General features: G+C 43.8%; 16 protein-coding genes. All 16 read left to right on the forward strand.

All coding sequences use genetic code 11. From position 1 onward, the window contains the following. Positions 1–139: 139 nt before the first annotated feature. The 16 genes from spoIIID to metK all read left to right on the forward strand — a co-directional run bounded on the left by spoIIID (position 140) and on the right by metK (position 18,310). On the forward strand, positions 140–427 hold the full coding sequence (spoIIID, locus tag G9U52_RS28905) for a sporulation transcriptional regulator SpoIIID (RefSeq protein WP_166154196.1): 288 nt from the start codon (positions 140–142) through the stop codon (positions 425–427). Positions 428–627: 200 nt separating this feature from the next. Further along, a complete protein-coding gene (locus G9U52_RS28910) occupies positions 628–1,626 on the forward strand; it encodes a rod shape-determining protein (protein ID WP_166154198.1) in 999 nt (332 codons plus the stop codon). A 49-nt stretch (positions 1,627–1,675) separates the two neighbouring features. Beyond that, positions 1,676–2,575: a flagellar hook-basal body protein gene (locus G9U52_RS28915; protein WP_166154200.1), complete on the forward strand. Its 900-nt coding sequence runs from the start codon at positions 1,676–1,678 to the stop codon at positions 2,573–2,575. Positions 2,576–2,605: 30 nt separating this feature from the next. Then, a complete protein-coding gene (locus G9U52_RS28920; protein WP_166154202.1) occupies positions 2,606–3,469 on the forward strand; it encodes a flagellar hook-basal body protein in 864 nt (287 codons plus the stop codon). 29 nt (positions 3,470–3,498) lie between these two features. Beyond that, complete coding sequence (locus G9U52_RS28925) at positions 3,499–3,756, forward strand: DNA-directed RNA polymerase subunit beta (protein ID WP_166154204.1); 258 nt, start codon at positions 3,499–3,501, stop codon at positions 3,754–3,756. 155 nt (positions 3,757–3,911) lie between these two features. Further along, the gene (locus tag G9U52_RS28930) at positions 3,912–4,439 is read left to right on the forward strand and encodes a CDP-alcohol phosphatidyltransferase family protein (protein WP_166154206.1); all 528 of its coding nucleotides are present in this window, start codon (positions 3,912–3,914) and stop codon (positions 4,437–4,439) included. A 172-nt stretch (positions 4,440–4,611) separates the two neighbouring features. After that, positions 4,612–5,049, forward strand: a complete 438-nt coding sequence (fabZ, locus tag G9U52_RS28935; protein ID WP_166154208.1) for a 3-hydroxyacyl-ACP dehydratase FabZ — start codon at positions 4,612–4,614, stop codon at positions 5,047–5,049. A gap of 11 nt (positions 5,050–5,060) precedes the next feature. Next, entirely contained in the window at positions 5,061–6,764 is a 1,704-nt protein-coding gene (locus G9U52_RS28940) for a phospho-sugar mutase (RefSeq protein ID WP_166154210.1), read from the forward strand. Positions 6,765–6,781: 17 nt separating this feature from the next. Then, a complete protein-coding gene (locus tag G9U52_RS28945; protein WP_166154212.1) occupies positions 6,782–8,842 on the forward strand; it encodes a DUF5693 family protein in 2,061 nt (686 codons plus the stop codon). Next, positions 8,812–9,942, forward strand: coding sequence for a polysaccharide pyruvyl transferase CsaB (gene csaB / locus G9U52_RS28950; RefSeq protein WP_207953277.1), 1,131 nt, complete (start codon positions 8,812–8,814; stop codon positions 9,940–9,942). The genes G9U52_RS28945 and csaB overlap by 31 nt, the downstream gene beginning before the upstream one ends. Then, the gene (locus G9U52_RS28955; protein WP_512699213.1) at positions 9,939–10,682 is read left to right on the forward strand and encodes a WecB/TagA/CpsF family glycosyltransferase; all 744 of its coding nucleotides are present in this window, start codon (positions 9,939–9,941) and stop codon (positions 10,680–10,682) included. The genes csaB and G9U52_RS28955 overlap by 4 nt, the downstream gene beginning before the upstream one ends. Before the next feature lie 130 nt (positions 10,683–10,812). After that, entirely contained in the window at positions 10,813–11,922 is a 1,110-nt protein-coding gene (locus G9U52_RS28960) for an MraY family glycosyltransferase (protein WP_166154214.1), read from the forward strand. Between the two features lie 472 nt (positions 11,923–12,394). Beyond that, entirely contained in the window at positions 12,395–15,784 is a 3,390-nt protein-coding gene (locus G9U52_RS28965; RefSeq protein ID WP_166154216.1) for an S-layer homology domain-containing protein, read from the forward strand. Positions 15,785–15,880: 96 nt separating this feature from the next. Further along, complete coding sequence (locus G9U52_RS28970) at positions 15,881–16,525, forward strand: hypothetical protein (RefSeq protein ID WP_166154218.1); 645 nt, start codon at positions 15,881–15,883, stop codon at positions 16,523–16,525. 87 nt (positions 16,526–16,612) lie between these two features. Further along, complete coding sequence (locus G9U52_RS28975) at positions 16,613–16,879, forward strand: alpha/beta-type small acid-soluble spore protein (protein WP_166154220.1); 267 nt, start codon at positions 16,613–16,615, stop codon at positions 16,877–16,879. 225 nt (positions 16,880–17,104) lie between these two features. After that, positions 17,105–18,310 (forward strand): methionine adenosyltransferase, encoded by a 1,206-nt coding sequence (gene metK / locus G9U52_RS28980; protein ID WP_166154222.1) that lies wholly within the window; start codon positions 17,105–17,107, stop codon positions 18,308–18,310. Positions 18,311–18,397: the final 87 nt, after the last annotated feature.

Below are 18,397 nucleotides of genomic sequence, written 5' to 3' on the forward strand. Positions count from 1 at the left end.
TTGCGCTCCTTTTTTGTGGTTTTTCCGATATTTTTGAAAATAATGGCTCCAATCAGCTTGTCAGGCTTGGAAACAAAGAATATAAGTTAACACCCCTCATATAATGTACCAAACTAGCTCGAGTAGGGAGGCGAGGGGAGTGCACGATTACATCAAAGAGCGAACCATTAAAATCGGACGTTGCCTAGTGGAAACGAAGCATACGGTTCGCACCATTGCGAAGGAATTCGGTGTTTCCAAAAGTACGGTGCACAAGGATTTGACGGAGCGATTGCCAGAGATTAATCCGGACCTGGCCAACCAAGTGAAGCATATTTTAGAATACCATAAGTCGATCCGTCACCTGCGAGGAGGAGAAGCAACCAAGATTAAATACCGCAAAACCCGTAATCCGAAATCCCAAGAAAAGCTGGTAACGGCAACGTAGTCTGCCTTTTAGGCTGGAAGAATCGCCTCTCTAAACTTTTCCTGAAGATTTCCTAAAGAATGAAGCCGTACTTGTCGAAATAATAGATATAAAAAAGAGGAATTTACAATTATATAGCGAAATTAGTTGTAATAAGGGTTATAATAGGAATACCGCTTCTTTTTGAGGATGGACGGTTTTGTTTAGGGAGGAACTTTTCAATGTTAAGCAAGGATATTGGCATCGATCTAGGGACGGCGAACGTCCTTATTCATGTGAAGGGACGCGGAGTTGTGCTAGATGAGCCGTCCGTCGTCGCTATAGAAAGCGATACAAAGCGAGTGTTGGCTGTTGGTGAAGAAGCGTTCCGTATGGTGGGTCGTACGCCTGGGAACATTATTGCCATTCGCCCACTCAGAGACGGCGTTATTGCCGATTTTGAAATTACAGAAATGATGTTGAAGCATTTCATTAATAAAGTTGGCGGCAAAAGGTGGTTCAGCCACCCAAGGATCTTGATTTGTGCACCAACCAATATTACCTCCGTCGAGCAAAAGGCTATACGCGAAGCTGCGGAACGCAGTGGGGCTCGCGAAGTGTTTTTAGAGGAAGAGCCTAAGGCAGCCGCTATTGGGGCAGGCATGGACATTTTCCAACCCAGCGGCAATATGGTAGTGGATATAGGTGGAGGAACAACAGATGTAGCGGTGCTTTCTATGGGCGACATTGTAACCTCCTCTTCGATAAAAATTGCGGGCGATACGTTTGATGCAGCGATTATGAGGTATGTGAAAAGTAAGTATAAGCTGCTCATAGGGGAACGGACCTCGGAGGATATTAAAGTTAGGATAGGCACAGTTTACCCGAGCGGACGGCGGGAATCGATGGATATTCGCGGAAGGGACATGGTTAGTGGCCTGCCATTAACCATATCCGTTAACTCCGAGGAGATTTATGAAGCACTTTGGGATGCAGTTTCATCCATTGTAGCTTCCGCTAAGAGTGTACTAGAGCGCACACCACCTGAGCTATCTGCGGATATCATTGACCGTGGCGTGATCTTGACGGGTGGCGGCGCTTTATTGCATGGCATCGACCAGTTGCTTGCTGATGAATTAAAAGTGCCTGTGTTGATTGCAGAGGATCCTATGCACTGTGTGGTTAAAGGAACTGGCATTATGTTGGACAACCTGGATAAAGTCACAAAGCGCAAATTTTGATGGATACGAACACTATTACTTTATTGCCAGCCTATAAGGGGGGCCAATTATGTTAAGAGGACTATACACATCAGCATCAGCTATGATATCACAGCAGCGTAAGCATGATATCGTGACGAACAATATAGCGAACGTTAATACACCGGGATTCAAGCAAAGCAATGGCATCAATCGCTCATTCCCAGAGATGCTCATTTCACGTATTAACAATGGTAAAGGCGAGGCAGGAGCTGTGCCTATCGGTCGGTTGAATACAGGCGTTATGGCAGAGGAAAATATCATGGTTCACGCGCAAGGAGATATGCAGGAAACGAACAATCCGTTTGATTTCGCCTTGGTTTCCAATATCCAATTGCCGGGGGCTACTTTTGATGCTTCAGGTAAATATGTGGATGCCAATGGTCAGCGGGTTATTCAGCCTCAAGCCTTATTCACCGTTATTAATGCCGATGGAGAACAACGTTATTCGTTAAATGGCAAGTTTTCTGTTGACAGTACAGGCCAATTAATTTCGGCGGATGGCAATCGCGTTCTGGGCGGTGATGGACAACCTATCGTCTTGTTAGATCCAGCAACGCAAACGCCTATTACTAATTTTCGCATTACAAAGCTAGGCCAGTTCACTGATACCAATGGACAGGTTTTGCTAAATGCCGCGAATCAGCCCATGAGCTTGCTAATTAGCCGCGTAGAGGATCCCAACAAATTAATCCGTGAAGGCAATGGCTTGTACGTACTGAATGCAGATGATGAGGGCCTGGCCCAGGCTGTAAATCCAGATGACCAGGTAGAGGTTCGTCAAGGCTATGTGGAGCGTTCTAATGTAGATGCAGCACAGGCTTCGGTCGATATGATTACTGCTTCTCGTGCTTATGAAGCCAACCAGAAAATGGTTCAATTTTATGACCGTAGTATGGACAAGGCTGTTAACGACGTAGGGCGCATCTAACATGTTGCCAAAACGAGCAGGAGGTAACAAATGAACAATTCTATGATCAGTTCTTCCGTATCGATGCATGGGCTTCAGCAAAAACTCGATATGTTAGCCAACAATATTGCGAATGTTAACACAACGGGATACAAACGCAAAGAAGCATCATTTCAAGATGTGTTAACCAATGTAAAGCAGCAGCCGCGGAGCTTTGAAAAGGAAGGGCGCCTCTCCCCCTTAGGCTACAATCAAGGCTGGGGCTCTAGGCTTGTCCAAGCCCAGCTTACAATGGAGCAAGGCTCCCTGCAAGCCACAGAGAACCCCTTGGATACAGCCATAGAAGGTAACGGTTTGTATGAAGTGAATACCTTTGTCCGGGATGCCAATAATAATTTAATACGCCAACAGGCTTGGACCCGTAATGGCTCGTTTGAGCTTACTCCGTCTGAGGATCCTGCCAGCTTGTTTTTGACAACCAAAGACGGGCATTATGTAGTAGGCGCGGACGACCAGCCCGTGCAGGTTCCAGTCAACCATAAGTTTAAAATCCAGACTGATGGTAAAATTCTCGCTTATGATGATGCTGATAAAACAGCCCCTCCTTTTGAAATAGGGCAAATTAAGATGGTTCGTGTCATTCGTCCGCAATTGCTACAGCAATTGGGTGATAATTTGTTTGCTTTGCCAACAGGTGTGGCCAACCCCCAAAATATTTTACAGACGATAGATGAGACCAATAACACTGTCGATCCGATTACAATACGCCAAGGCTTCTTGGAGCAATCTAACGTTACCTTATCCGATGAAATGACGGAATTAATTCAAGTACAACGCGCATTCCAATTAAATTCCCGAGCCGTTACTTCTTCGGATACGATGATGGGCATTGCGAATAACTTGCGCAACGGCTAACAGGAACCCTTGAAGTGAGGTTGGTTGATATGGCGGAAACAAACGATGATAAGGCGCCGGCGTCGGAGCCCGTGCCCGTGCCCGTGCCGAAGAAGAAAGCTCCCCGCAAGCGGAGACGTTGGATTGGTATTGTTTTACAATGGATCGGTATTCCTGTCTTATGTGTAATCGCATTAGCTGCCGGCTTAGTCATTGGCTATGTATATATAGGCAAGCAACCGATGGAAGATGTTTACGAGATTGAAACTTGGCGCCACCTCTATGATTTGGTGTTTTCGGAAACTTGATCAAATGGCTTTGGACTCCCTTAACCAAGGGAGTTTTATTTTTGTTCCAACAACGGTATAATAAATGGAAAGAGTCCACACATTTGTACGCGTCATCATGAAAGACGGCTCTAGCTCTACGCCGTTCATTCTTGTGGGGAGGTAGCTGAATTTCCATGTGGAATACACCTAACCTGTTAACGCTGTGTCGATTTTTGTTAATTCCTCTCTACTTGCTTGTATTTGAAGCAGGCCATATCCGTACGGCCTTTTTGATTTTGCTGCTTGCGGGCTTAACCGATGTGCTGGATGGTTATATTGCACGCAGCCGGAATTTGGTTACCCAGCTTGGCAGCATGCTCGACCCGCTGGCAGATAAGTCGATGATGATCACCGTTATTTTATCGCTCGTATTTGCGGGAATGATCTCTTGGGCTGCTGCGGCTGCGATGTTTTTGCGTGATGCTGGGATGATCGTAGGCTCTGCCATTTTTCACTTTCGTGGTAAGCAGACGGTTCCCGCCAATGCTATGGGGAAGCTTACTACCGTCTTATATTACATAGCGATTATGCTCATTATTTTTGAGCTTCCGTATGCCCATGTGTATTTATGGACGGTGATCGTGATTTCTTTCTTAACATCAATCATCTATATTTACCAATTCAATCGACTTAACCAACAACGAAGCAGACACTTAAAGTGAAACACCCAAGTTTTTTTGAAAAAGAGCTTATGCAGAATTTAGCTTCAAGAAAGCAAACCGCTACATAAGCCCCTTATATCAACCCTCAATACTGCAGATCATGAAGGAATAGTAGTAGTGTAAGTTGAATTCGGTTTTTTTATACCTGCCCAAGGAGAGGAGCAATAAAACTGTGTTAGATGCTGTGCAAATTCAAGCGATTATCCCCCATCGATACCCCTTTTTACTAGTTGACCGAATTTTGGAGGTAGAACCTGGGATCCGGGCCAAAGGAATCAAAAATGTGACGATTAATGAGCCGTTTTTTGCTGGCCATTTTCCATCTTATCCGGTAATGCCGGGCGTACTGATTGTGGAAGCCTTAGCCCAAGTCGGGACGGTTGCGATGTTATCCTTAGAAGCCAATAAGGGCAAATTGGGTTTTTTTGCGGGTATTGATGATTTTCGGTTCCGTGGCCAAGTCGTGCCTGGTGACACCTTAACCTTAGAAGTGACGATTACCCGTTTAAAGGGATCGATTGGTAAAGGGACTGCGGTTGCCAAAGTAGGCGATAAAGTTGTAGCTGAAGGTGGATTGATGTTTGCTTTATCTGATGCGGTTAAAGAATAGGAGCTGAATGAATGAGTACACTAAATCGTGTCCAAGACCTATATGAGCAATGGCTGGCAGATCCGGCTATTGATGAAAGCACCAAAGCCGAGCTAAAGGGCATTGAAGCCCAACCGAAGGAAATTGAAGACCGGTTTTATCGGGATCTTGAATTCGGGACGGGTGGACTTCGTGGCGTTATTGGCGCAGGCACGAACCGAATCAATCGTTATACCGTGGGGAGGGCTACGCAAGGTCTTGCAGCTTTTGTCCTTGCATCAGGAGCCGAGAATCCGTCAGTAGTGATCGCTTATGATTCCCGTAACCAATCGCCGGAATTTGCCTTGGAGGCTGCCAAAGTATTGGCAGGCAACGGGATCAAAGCCTACGTCTTTGAATCATTGCGTTCCACACCGGAGCTTTCCTTTTCCGTAAGGGCCTTGAAGGCGTCAGCCGGCATAGTCATCACTGCAAGCCACAATCCGCCTGAATATAATGGCTATAAAGTATATGGCTCTGATGGTGGCCAGCTTGTTCCTGAGCAAGCTGAGCAAGTCATAGCGGCGATCCAAGAAGTGCAGTCGTTTGCCGATGTGTTGCGGGAGAAGCGTTCACTCGCTGAAGCCAACGGGCTGTTAGAATGGATTGGCCAGGACTTGGATGAACAATACATAAAAGCGGTGACCTCGGTAAGCCTTAATGCGGAAACCGTGAAACGCACAAGCAACCAATTCAAAATCGTGTTTACGCCGCTGCATGGAGCCGGCAATTTGGCAGTCCGTGCTGCACTGAAAACGATTGGGTTCGCGCAAGTTTATGTCGTAGCTGAGCAAGAACTTCCTGATGCAAAATTTTCAACAGTTAAATCACCAAACCCTGAAGAAAAAGAAGCGTTTGCGCTGGCTATTCGGAAGGCTAAAGAAGTCGATGCTGATATTATTATCGGGACTGACCCGGATTGTGACCGGATGGGTGCTGTTGTCAAAGATGCAGACGGGCAATATTTTGTATTGACCGGTAACCAGTCAGGTGCGATCATGGTCGATTATTTGCTCAGCAGCTTGAAAAAGCGCAACGAGCTTCCTGGCAATGGGGTTGTGATCAAGACGATCGTGACCAGTGAAATGGGCGCTGCCGTAGCGGAGCATTATGGAGTAGAAACCTTGAATACATTAACAGGCTTCAAATATATCGGCGAGAAGATGTCTCAGTTCGAAGAAACGGGAGAGTCTGCGTTTTTGTTTGGTTATGAAGAAAGTTATGGTTACTTGGCAGGCACCTATGCCAGGGACAAGGATGCCGTTGTTGCCTCGATGCTGATATGCGAAGCAGCTGCTTATTACAAGAGCAAGGGAAAAACTCTGTACGAGGTGCTTCAGGAGCTGTATGGCCGCCACGGCTATTTCCTGGAATCGCTGGAATCCCGCACGTTAAAGGGCAAGGATGGCGTCGAGCAGATTCAAGCCATTATGGAAAATTGGCGCAACCAGCCGCCAACGGAAGTTAACGGGCAGCCAGTAACCAAAGTTGAGGATTTTTCCTTGGGTCTCTACGGGCTGCCAACAGAAAATGTGCTTAAATACACGCTAGCGGACAATTCGTGGTTTTGCTTGCGCCCTTCTGGAACGGAACCTAAAATTAAAATTTATTTTGCTGTACGCGGTACGAGCGCACAAGCAGCCTCCGAAGCTATTCATGGATTAGTAACCTCCGTGATGAGCCGAGTTGACCAATAACGGCAGGAGTGAATGTGTTGAGAACGCGCTACTTAAGATGGAATCGACAAAGTTTAAAATGGCTTTGGGGGCTGGTTATCCTTGGGATGCTGGCCTCCATTCCTGTAGCTTTCGAAAGATCGCAGACGGAAGAAGGATCAGGCCGTAAAGTGGAGTTTGTTTTTGATTATCGCGATTTGTTGGAGATAGGGGATCTTCAAACAGATCCGCGGCAATTCGTGACTAACCAGCTCCAAGAGCTCAAGAAAAATGGTGTGCATTCGTTAGCGCTTTATGAGTCAACACTGAATGAATTGCGGTTATCCCGCCGCATCGAGATCTTTTCATCACATGAAGCAACGGCGTTAACCCAAACGCCAATTTCGCCTAACGAGAATTTCACGTATATTTTATTTGCCGAGAAAGAGTCGCAGGATATGTTGGAAATGTTAATTACCCGTACATTCGCCAGCTATAATGCGAAGGTTCGCCCTTGGAGCCTCAAGAACCAAAATGGCCTAATTATTGAAATGAGCCGTGAGGAAGCCGGCTTAGTGACTATGGATCCAGATCCGATCGCCTTAAAGATGCTAAAGGAGCAAGGCTTTCAGATTGTTGTACGGATGTCCAATCGCCGGACCTTCGATGTCCAGCGAATGGACATGCTCTTAGCCAACCTGGCCAAATTCGGTGTACAACGCTTCATTATAGATGGAGAAACCGTGCCTGGATATGTCAATGACGAAAACTTTGAAAAGCTCGACTTGATGGCAGAGCTAATGAAGAAATATGAAATGGGTTTGGCTACCATCGAATTGCAGAAAGCTCCGCAGAAAGGGTTTAACCGTCTAGCGAAGATGATCCAGCATGATGTGGTTCGCCTACATTCCTTTACAGAATCGGATGGCGAGAAGCTGACAGCCAATTTAACGGAGCCTGAATTAGAGGATAGAATTCAAGGGGTATCCGACCGATTTGTACTGGCTGTCAAAGACCGCAATATTCGCATGGTATTCATTAATGCGAGGGCGGTTAGAAACCTGGATAAAGGGAAGATTCTGAATCCGCTGGATTCGATCTATGAAAGCTTATCAGGCAAGGATGGAGCCTTGAAACGGATTGAAGCGGCAGGCTACGTATTAGCGCCTGCAGGCAAATTTTATTTAGTGCATTCCGATTGGCAAACGGCAGCCAAGCTCTTGATTTGGTTAGGGGCAGTTGCTTTAATTGCCATCACCGTGGCCTGCTTTTTCCCGGAAATTGCCATCTTGGTATTTCTTATTGGAATGGGGGGTTCCGCGGGTCTGTTCGTGCTCTCTTCGAGCTTGTTTGCCCAAGGGCTTGCTCTGGCGGCCGGTACATCCGCGCCGATCCTAGCTATGATTCTCGCCATCCGTTCGATTCGAAAACGGTACAAGGCACCAACGGGCGCAAGCTTACTTTATGCGATTTGGTTATTGCTTCGAACGTCCGGTATTTCTTTAATCGGAATGTTCTTTATCGTAGGCTTGCTAAACCCTATAACGTATATGCTTCTAATGGAACAATTCCGCGGCGTCAGTGTCCTGCATTTGCTGCCAATTATCATTGTTGCTTTATACTGGCTGTTATTTAGCGACAATCTATCCTATAAAGATACGATTGTGAAGGCTCGCAAGCTGCTTGAATCCAACATTAGTGTGTTGTGGCTGATTGGTGCAGCACTCCTTACAGCCGCAGGCTTCTATTATTTATCGAGGACAGGCAACGAAGGTCAAGCCTCCACAATGGAAAAGTTATTCCGTTCCTTTTTGGAAAATACATTGGGCGTACGTCCGCGTACCAAAGAATTTCTGATTGCCCACCCTCTATTTTTGCTGGGAGCCTATTTATGCGTCAAATACCGTAGTGCGGTGCTGTTAATTTTGGTAGGCATTATTGGGCAAGCTTCTATAGTAGATACATTTGCGCATCTGCATACCCCGCTTTTGATTTCGTATATCCGTGTCTTGTATGGACTTTGTTTCGGGATTGTAATTGGGATCGTGTACATTGCAGCATGGGAAATTGTAGTTAGGAGCTGGCGTCGTTGGACACCCTTACTTCTAAAAGGATCTTAATATCGGGCTATTATGGTTTTGATAACAGTGGGGATGAAGCGGTTCTGCAATCGATTCTGCTTGCCTTAGACGAGCAAGGGAAGAGCAGGGGCATCCGGTTTGTACCTGTGGTTTTATCCAATCATCCAGCTCGGACCTCCCAAACCTACAATGTTGAGGCTATCCACCGGATGAAACCCGCTGCTCTTATTCAAGCCATCCGTAATTCGGATGGCTTGATCAGCGGGGGTGGAAGCTTGCTACAGGATGCAACAGGAGCTAAGACCATTCCCTATTACTTAGCGATTATCAAATTAGCCCAGTTTTTAGGAAAACCTACGTTTATTTACTCGCAGGGGATCGGCCCCGTCCATCGAGGGATGTTTTTTGGTTGGATAAAATCTGTATTTAATCGCTGCCAGCTCATATCCGTACGTGATGAGGAATCCAAGCAATTGCTGCTGCAAATGAAAGTAAAGCGTGACATTATGGTGGTGCCAGATCCTGTAATGGGAATGCCATTAGCTACCCAATCTACAGGGCAGGCCGCCACAGATCGTTCAGAAGCTTCTATTATAGGTGTATCGGTCCGTTACTGGAACCAAGATCGTTCTGAGCTCGATTCACTGGCTGAGGCCATTACTTTGATATTGCAGCAGACAAAAGCACAAATTCGGTTCTTGCCCTTCCATCTGCCCTCGGATGAGGAAGCTTCCCATTATATAAGGAAGCAACTGGATGACCAATACAGCGGGCGTATAACGACAGCGACTGGGGTTTCCCATCCCCAGCAGATGCTGGCAGAGGTGGGGCGTTGCCATGTATTGATCGGCATGCGGCTGCATGCCTTGATCTATGCCGCATCACAGCAGGTACCGATGCTAGGCATTTCGTATGATCCGAAAATCGACCAGTTTTTAAACCGATTGGACATGAAGGCAGTAGCTAATACTACTACAATTAGCGCGCAGCTTATTGCCTCGGAAACAGCTAGGTTATTGCAGCAACGGCTACAATGGCAGCTGGATAAACAACCACTTATTGAACGCTTGAAGAGTGAAGCCCAAACACCTGCCCAGCAGATCGCTTTATTTTTCAATAAAGGAAGGGATTTCAGTTGACCATACCCAAAGTATCGATATTCGGTGTGCCTTTTTCCAAGCTAAATATGGATGATACGGTTAAACTCGCTATACGAATGATCGAATCCCGCGAGCCGCATCAAATCGTAACCGCGAATCCTATCATGGTGATGTCTGCTGTGGAGAGTCCTAGCTTTCTAAATCTGCTTCAGAAAGCAGATCTGGTTGTGCCAGATGGGGCAGGTGTGGTGTGGGCCGCAAATTACGTAGGCAACCCTGTCGCTGAGCGGGTAACTGGTTTTGATTTGCTGCATCGACTAATGCAACTAAGCGAATTAAAGGGTTGGAAAGTATTTCTTCTAGGGGCTTCTCCAGAAATGATGGAAGCGGCTGTTAGCAACATAAAGCGGCAATACCCGGCTTTACAGCTTGTAGGCTATCGGGATGGTTACTTTCAAGCCGATGAGGACCAGCAGGTGATCGAGAATATTCGGAAGCATCAGCCGGACATCCTATTAATAGGACGGTCAGCTGATAAGCAGGAGCCGTGGATTGCCCAGCATAAAGAGCAACTACACGTTCCTATTATTATGGGTGTAGGAGGCAGCTTCGATGTGCTTTCAGGCAAATTAAAAAGAGCACCCAAAATCTTTCTGAAGCTGCGGCTCGAATGGTTTTACCGTCTTTTGCAAGAGCCTTGGCGTTATAAAAGAATGCTGGAGCTGCCGAAGTTTGTCTTCAAGGTTATTCGCGAAAAAGAAAAAGTGCAGAAACCTTAAGAAACTGTCTTACGAAATGCCTTCACACACCTGCTTTTCCCCTAATTGAAGGTAGTAATATACGCCCGGACAGAGTATAATTTAAGTTGTTTCGCTGTTTGTATAGAATATAAGGGGCTGTGTATAGATAATGAATGTATTGTACGGAATTGGTTTTGTAGTTGCCTGCTTGATTGCCTTGCTGATGACGCCTTTGGTGAAGCGCTTTGCATTTTGGGTAGGGGCTGTAGATGCACCCAATCATCGGAAGGTACATAGCAGGATTATGCCTAGGTTAGGTGGATTAGCTATTTTTATTGCATTTGTGGGGGCTTACTTTGTCGTTTCTCCTGCGATTGATTTGGTTCAAAAGGATGTTGCTGTAGGATTGTTAATCGGAGGCTCGATAATAGTCCTTCTAGGTGCGCTTGATGACCGCTTTGACTTATCTCCCAAAATCAAGCTGCTTGGACAGATCATAGCTGCATGTGTAGTTGTCTATTCCGGAGTTGTTATTGAGTTAGTCAATGTGCCTTTTGGGGATACAATCATCTCCTTGACATGGTTATCGGTTCCACTTACGATTTTTTGGATTGTTGGCGTCACGAATGCGATTAACTTAATAGATGGCTTGGATGGGTTATCAGCAGGTGTTTCGGGGATTGCAACGACTACCATTCTTGTGCTTGCTTTAATGATGGGCAATGTGACCGTTGTCTTATTGAGTATCATCTTGTTGGGCAGTATAGTAGGCTTTTTATTTTATAACTTCCATCCCGCCAAAATTTTTATGGGAGACTCCGGATCATTGTTTTTAGGATTCAGCTTGGCGACCTTATCCATTCTTGGTTTTAAGCAATCCATTGTTTTGTCCTTACTAGTTCCTATTATGATTCTGGGAGTTCCGATATCAGATACGCTGTTTGCGATCTTGCGTCGGTGGGTGAATAAAGTGCCCATTTCCAAGCCGGACAAAAGCCATCTTCACCACTGTTTGCTCCAGCTGGGCTTTAGCCATAGGCTTACGGTTTTGATTATTTATGCGATTGCTTCGATATTTGGTGTCTCGGCAGTATTGCTTTCTTATATGTCGGAGCAAGAAGTAATCTGGGGAATGGTTTTATTGATCGTCGTATTAATAGCGATTCTTGTGTTAGGTGCTGAAGCGATTGGAATTATCAGCCAAACCAAAAAGCCCGTGTTACGGTTTCTGCAAAAAGTTAGAGCACTTGTAAGTGCACGTTCTCGGATGACCAAATAAATAAGAAAGAAAAGCTCCCAAACCTTAGAGGTTCGGGAGCTTTTTAGTAGGTGCGGCCAGAACCGATAGAGAGGGGGCAACATGGAAAATAATACGTGATGACGCAAGGCTGCATAAAGTTGTATACTAAGTTACGTAGACAAGCAGTATCAATTTGATAGACATGTTACTACACGATATCGAGTGAAATGAGTTGATCGCCCCAAAAAAAGTTTTTTTCTAAGAGCGCAACTTTTTACACAACGCCGCGTTTAATACATTGAAACACAAAACAGCAGGCCGGCAAGGTTGATTGGATATATTTTCAAAAACAACCTCTTTACCTTACTAGTTGCACAGTGTATAATGTATAAGGGTGTATGACTGGCCATTCTTTCATTCTATTGTTTACTAGTTTCTGCAAACTCATACGTTGCAGACCTTAATAAATAAATCATTTCGCTTAAACTCTGGGAAGGGGGTGAAACGGCTAATGAGGGAATCAAGCTATAATTTATCTAAACAAAACTTTCAAAAAACGAAAGATATTCGAGGAGGAGAACAAAAGGTTATGAAGAAAAGTTTATCAACTATTTTATCCCTAGCTATGGCATTCTCAATGTTTTCATCGGTAGCTCTTGCTGCAGAAACAGACGCTACTAAAACATCCGCTGATTTTACAGATCTTAAGGATCTTGACGCAGCAACAAAAGTGAAATTTGATGCATTAATTTCTGCAGGTGTTTTTGATGGCGTTAAAGAAGGTACATTTGGTCTTAAAGACGAAATGAACCGCGCTCAATTCGCTAAAGTAGCAGCATTGATTTTCAACCTTAAAGTTGATACTACAGCTAAAACTTCCACTTTCTCCGATGTGAAGTCTGACGATCCAGCTAACGGATACGCTCTTCCTTATATCGAAGCAGTTAAAGCAGCAGGCATTACTGATGGTTATGCTCCTGGACAATTTAACCCAGCAGGTAAAGTTACTAAAGAACAACTGGCTACTTTCTTGGTTCGTGGTCTTGGTCAAGATTCCGTTGCTAAAGCAACTCCAGGTGTTACGGACACAACTGTAACTGATTGGGCTAAAGGTTATGTAGCATTAGCTCTTCAATTGAAATTGCTAAGCAATGGTACTGACGGCAAGTTTGGTGGAACTTCCAATGCGACTCGTGACCTATTGGTACTTGGTGCTTCTGAAGCCAAATCTCAATATAAAGGACCTAAATTTGATGGTAGATACGCAATTTCATCCTTGAAAGCTACTGATGCCAACAAATTGACTCTTCAATTAAATGGTGCTTTAACTGCAGCGGACGCTACAAACCTTAAAGTTGAGCTGAAAAATGCTAATGGTGCTGTAGTAACTAACTACACAACTGCATGGAGTGAAGACAAAACTACTGCAACATTGACTTTTGAAACAAAGTTCCAAGAAGGTACGTATACAGCAACAATCAGTGGATTGACTAACATTGATACTACTGCATCCACAGCTTCTGTTACTGTAACGCCTGAACGTATCACTAAAATTGAGTTCTTGACAGCGTCTGAAACGCTTCCTAGAACAACTAATAAATTGAGAATTGAGTTTAAAGCAACTAACCAGTATGGTGCTCAATCGAGCCTTTCTGCTAACAACTTTAACATCAATACAAGCAGTGACATTTCAGTTCAAAACATCACTGGTCAACAAGCGTTCTATGTTCAACAAGCAGTAGCAACTAATATTTCCGGTACTCCTACTACTAATGATAGCAAATTACAACGTAATGATCGTGTATCCATTACAGTTGTTCATCAGGATTCGGGCGTAACTGCAAATAAAGTATTTGCAATTGGCGACAACCCTTATGTTGCTAAAATCGAAGCTGGCGAGCTATTAAACAGTGCTAACACTGCAATTACTTCTTTAGAGTACAACACAAACGTTTACCTTGGTTTTAAAGCATTAGACCAATACGGCATTAATGTTGAAACTGCAGAAGAATTGAATAAAGGTGTTACTGTATATGCTACTGATGGCAACATTGTTGACAGCACAAGCACAGGTAACGAAACAAGCACTAATGAGTTCTTCGTTTCCAACGAAATCGGTGACGATGCTGCTGATTTGAAACTTAAGTATAACCGCAATGAGTCCAAAGATAATGTTACTTTGACTTTGATTGCTAATGGTACTGGTCAACAAATTACCAAAACACTTAAGGTTACAACTAGTAAGGTTCCAGCAACTGTTGAGTTTGGTTCTTACACTTACACATTAGCTGCTGAAGATGATAGCTCAATTCCAGCTATTGCTAATGATAGTGACCTTAGAAAGAAATTCTATATTCCGCTTATCGTTAAAGATTCCAAAGGTGATACTTTGAGTGCAGACGATATCGCTAAAAATGCTTACAAATTTAATATTTACTCCAATGGCGGAATCACGCTTGATAATTCCTTTAACGTAGCTGAAATTGGCACTACTGGAACTAGAAGCACTCCAATCGTTCAAACTGGAGAATACAAAGGTATGATTAAAGTTTCCCGCGTTTCCTCTAAAGGTAATGCAGGTATTACTGTTATGCTGAATGACAACCCTAATGTTAAGTCCAACTTGAATGTTTCTGTAGGCGATGTACGTAAAGCTGACAAAATCTCATACTCAAGTGCGGCTAAGAAATTTATGGTTGGCAACACAGATAACGAGTTCAAACTTAAAGTATACGATCAATACGGTGGCGAGTTGAAGCTTTCTAGCCAAAATGGCGTTCAAACTAAGGTCCTTCTTGCTCTTAACGGTACACCTTCAAATGGGTTCCAATTGAGAAGTAATGACGTTGTTCAGGATTCCGCTGGTAACCCAACGGCTACAACTACTAAAAAGTATGTTATTGATCCTTCAACTACAGCTTCAAGTGTTACTAGCAATGTTTATAATGGTACTGCACTTACAGGTACTGTAGTAGAAATCCCTACTAATGATATTTTCGACAAAGCGTTCAAGTTCTATACAGGTAATGTAACAACTGAATCTTCCTTTACTTTAACTGCCTACCTGTTACAAGCAGACAGCAGTAATGCTAATGGATGGCGTTATGTTTCAAATGCTCCAGTTACAATTGGCGTATTGAATGCTGAGTCCAGCAGCACAAACCTTAACTATGAAGTATACTTGGATAAAGGTGTGAATAACACTATCCTTGCTGTTGATGATTACCTAGGTGGCGTTAACGGTGCAACATATGTTAGAGACAACTTCCCTAAATTCGGTAAAGAACTTAAAGTAAGAGCAACAACAAGTGGTGGCGATGTAGTAGCGGTTCCAACTAATATCTCATCCGTAAGTAGCTCTAATCCTGCTACTGTTGGTGTATTCAACACTAAATTCATTACTGGTTTGGATGCAGGTACTGCTTCTATCAATGTAGTGTATAACACAGCTAAACTTAATGATAAAGCTACTTCCACATTGACAGTAACTACCAAGAATGAAGCTCCAGCAGTTAGCAGTATCGTAGCTGCTAAATCCGGTAATACACTTACTAGAACAACTGCAGCTAGCAAGATTACAGCTGGTACTTTGTACGCGTGGGATGAGCAATTGTTCGAGAAACTTACCATTAAAGACCAATATGGTGATGAAATCGTTTCTGATCGCAGCCCTGGATCGTTGAAAAAAGATAACGGAACAGCACCAGCAGATCAATTTGTACAAATTTATGCTGCTAGTCTTGGCCTAACTTTCTACATCTCTGATATTGTTGGAACTGGAACTGTTGCTATTGACAACACTGGTAAAATTACTGCTATAGATGCTGGAGTAACTGGATTTACAGTGAATCTTCTTGCAACTAACGGTAAAACAGTTTCCACGGTTATTACAGTTAACTAATCTTTAAGCTAAAGCCTTATAAAGAGACCCTTCATAGGGTCTCTTTTTTTTAAGTATTTTTTACAGAAACTACATATTTATGCAAGGAGCGATTGGATGTATAAAACTGCTATAAAAACGCTTATAAGCACTTTACTCATATGGACATCAACCATTGTTATCGCTGGAGCAGATGGAGGATCACCCACAGCAACTGATAACCAACCGGGAACCATCAATGACCCCGTTATTACGAAAAGCTACTTGGAGCAAAATATTAAACAGAAGATTACAGAAGAGCTTACCAAACAAACCATTACTGAAGATAAAGTCAAACAGATGATTGCAACAGAGCTGGCAGAATTTCAGCCAATTCCTGAGACGCCCACTACCAGTAATCCGCCTACACCTACACTGCCGCCAGTTATTGAAGCTCCCAATCCTTCCACCTCAACAGGGGCTACAAGCTTAACGGTTATCAAGCTAGAACCGGGACAAGTGCTCTATGGAGGAGCAGGGGCAGAAATTATTGTGCGTACAGGCAAGGTAGCGGTTATTAGCTCCGATGAAAACGGGATCCCTGATGTCACTTCAGGCAAGGATATAGCGGCTGGAGCAACAGTGGAATTAAACCATTTGCTTGTGTTTCCTCGTGAAGGCAGAGGCATTAAATCGGATGCCAAAGTGAAGCAAGATATTTATATCATGGTTCGCGGTGCTTATCTCATTACGAATGCAGATGGCAGCAAGGTGACATCATAAATTTTACCCATAATGACAATAGATTATACGGTTGTTGCTTCAGTCGAGGGAGATACTACGGTTATCACGTACTGGAGGTGAATGATCGTGGCTAAACATAATAAAATTGTACCGGAATGCCATCATGCCATTGATGCTCTGAAATATGAAATCGCAGCTGAAATGGGCTTGCCTGTGGGTAAATCTATAGCTGATTTGAACGTTGAGTTTGCAACGGAATTAGGTGCTTTTTCTTCAAACTCCATTAAAGAGGATTATTGGGGCCATATTACTGCAAGAGATGCGGGTGCGGTAGGTGGTGCGATTACAAGCAGGTTGATTAAAAAGGCTGAAGAAACGATGTTTAATTTATAATCTTTTTTATGCATACCTGTTGATTGTTAAGATTATAGGTTCACATGCAAATTTATTGACAGTACTCGACAAATCCAGTAACATAACTAAAAGAAGGTATTATTAATGTAGCCTTTTCCACTCGGAAAAGGTTGATTTTTTTGTCTATGCAGACTTATCCATAAACTACTTCCCTTATTTAAAGAAGTAAGCTATGTGAAAATTATTCAGGAGGTTGATAATAGTATGTCAATACCACGCGGTCGACGGTTATTTACATCAGAATCAGTAACAGAGGGACATCCAGATAAAATTTGTGACCAAATTTCAGACTCCGTATTGGACGCATTTCTTGCCAATGACCCTAACGCTCGTGTTGCTTGCGAAGTTTCTGTAGCAACAGGCTTGGTTTTAGTTATTGGAGAAATTTCAAGCCAATCGGAATATGTAGATATTCAAGCCATTGCCCGCCAAACGATTAAAGAAATTGGATATACACGTGCTAAATTTGGGTTTGATTCGCAAACATGCGCAGTGCTTGTTTCTTTAAATGAACAATCTGCTGATATCGCACAAGGCGTTGACCGTGCACTTGAGTCTCGTGAAGGTACAATGTCTGATGATGAGATTGAAGCTATCGGTGCAGGCGACCAAGGGATGATGTTTGGTTTTGCTGTGAATGAAACACCTGAATTGATGCCGCTTCCGATTTCGATTGCCCATCAATTGGCTCGTCGTTTAACTGAGGTTCGTAAAAACGGAACTTTGCCATACCTTCGTCCTGATGGAAAAACACAAGTAACTGTTGAATATGACGGAGATACACCTCTTCGTGTGGATACGATTGTTGTGTCTACACAGCATGGTGAAGATACTACATTGGAGCAAATCCAAGCTGATATTAAAGAGCATGTGATTAAGCCAATTGTACCAGAGAAATTTTTGGATTCCGAAACTAAATATTTCATTAACCCAACAGGCCGTTTTGTTATTGGTGGCCCTCAAGGTGATGCAGGTTTAACTGGACGTAAAATTATTGTGGATACATACGGTGGATATGCCCGTCATGGTGGCGGAGCTTTCTCCGGTAAGGATCCAACAAAAGTTGACCGTTCCGGTGCTTATGCTGCCCGTTATGTAGCTAAAAACATCGTCGCGGCAGGTTTAGCCGATCGTTGTGAAGTCCAATTGGCGTATGCGATTGGTGTAGCCCGTCCAGTCTCTATAGCTGTGGATACATTCGGAACAGGTAAAGTTAGCGAAGAGAAGTTAGTTGAAGTGGTTCGTGCACATTTTGACCTGCGTCCAGCGGGCATTATCAAGCAGTTGGACCTTCGTCGCCCAATTTACAAACAAACAGCGGCTTATGGACATTTTGGACGGACAGATGTAGATCTTCCGTGGGAACGTACAGATAAAGCAGAGCTTTTGAAACGCGATGCCTACCTTTAAATTTTAAATAGCCACATCAAAATAGCCACATCAAACATATAACAAATAACAAAAGCAGGTGGGCGATGCCCGTCTGTTTTTTTGTTT

The organism is Paenibacillus agricola (assembly GCF_011440305.1).
GTDB lineage: Bacteria > Bacillota > Bacilli > Paenibacillales > NBRC-103111 > Paenibacillus_S > Paenibacillus_S agricola.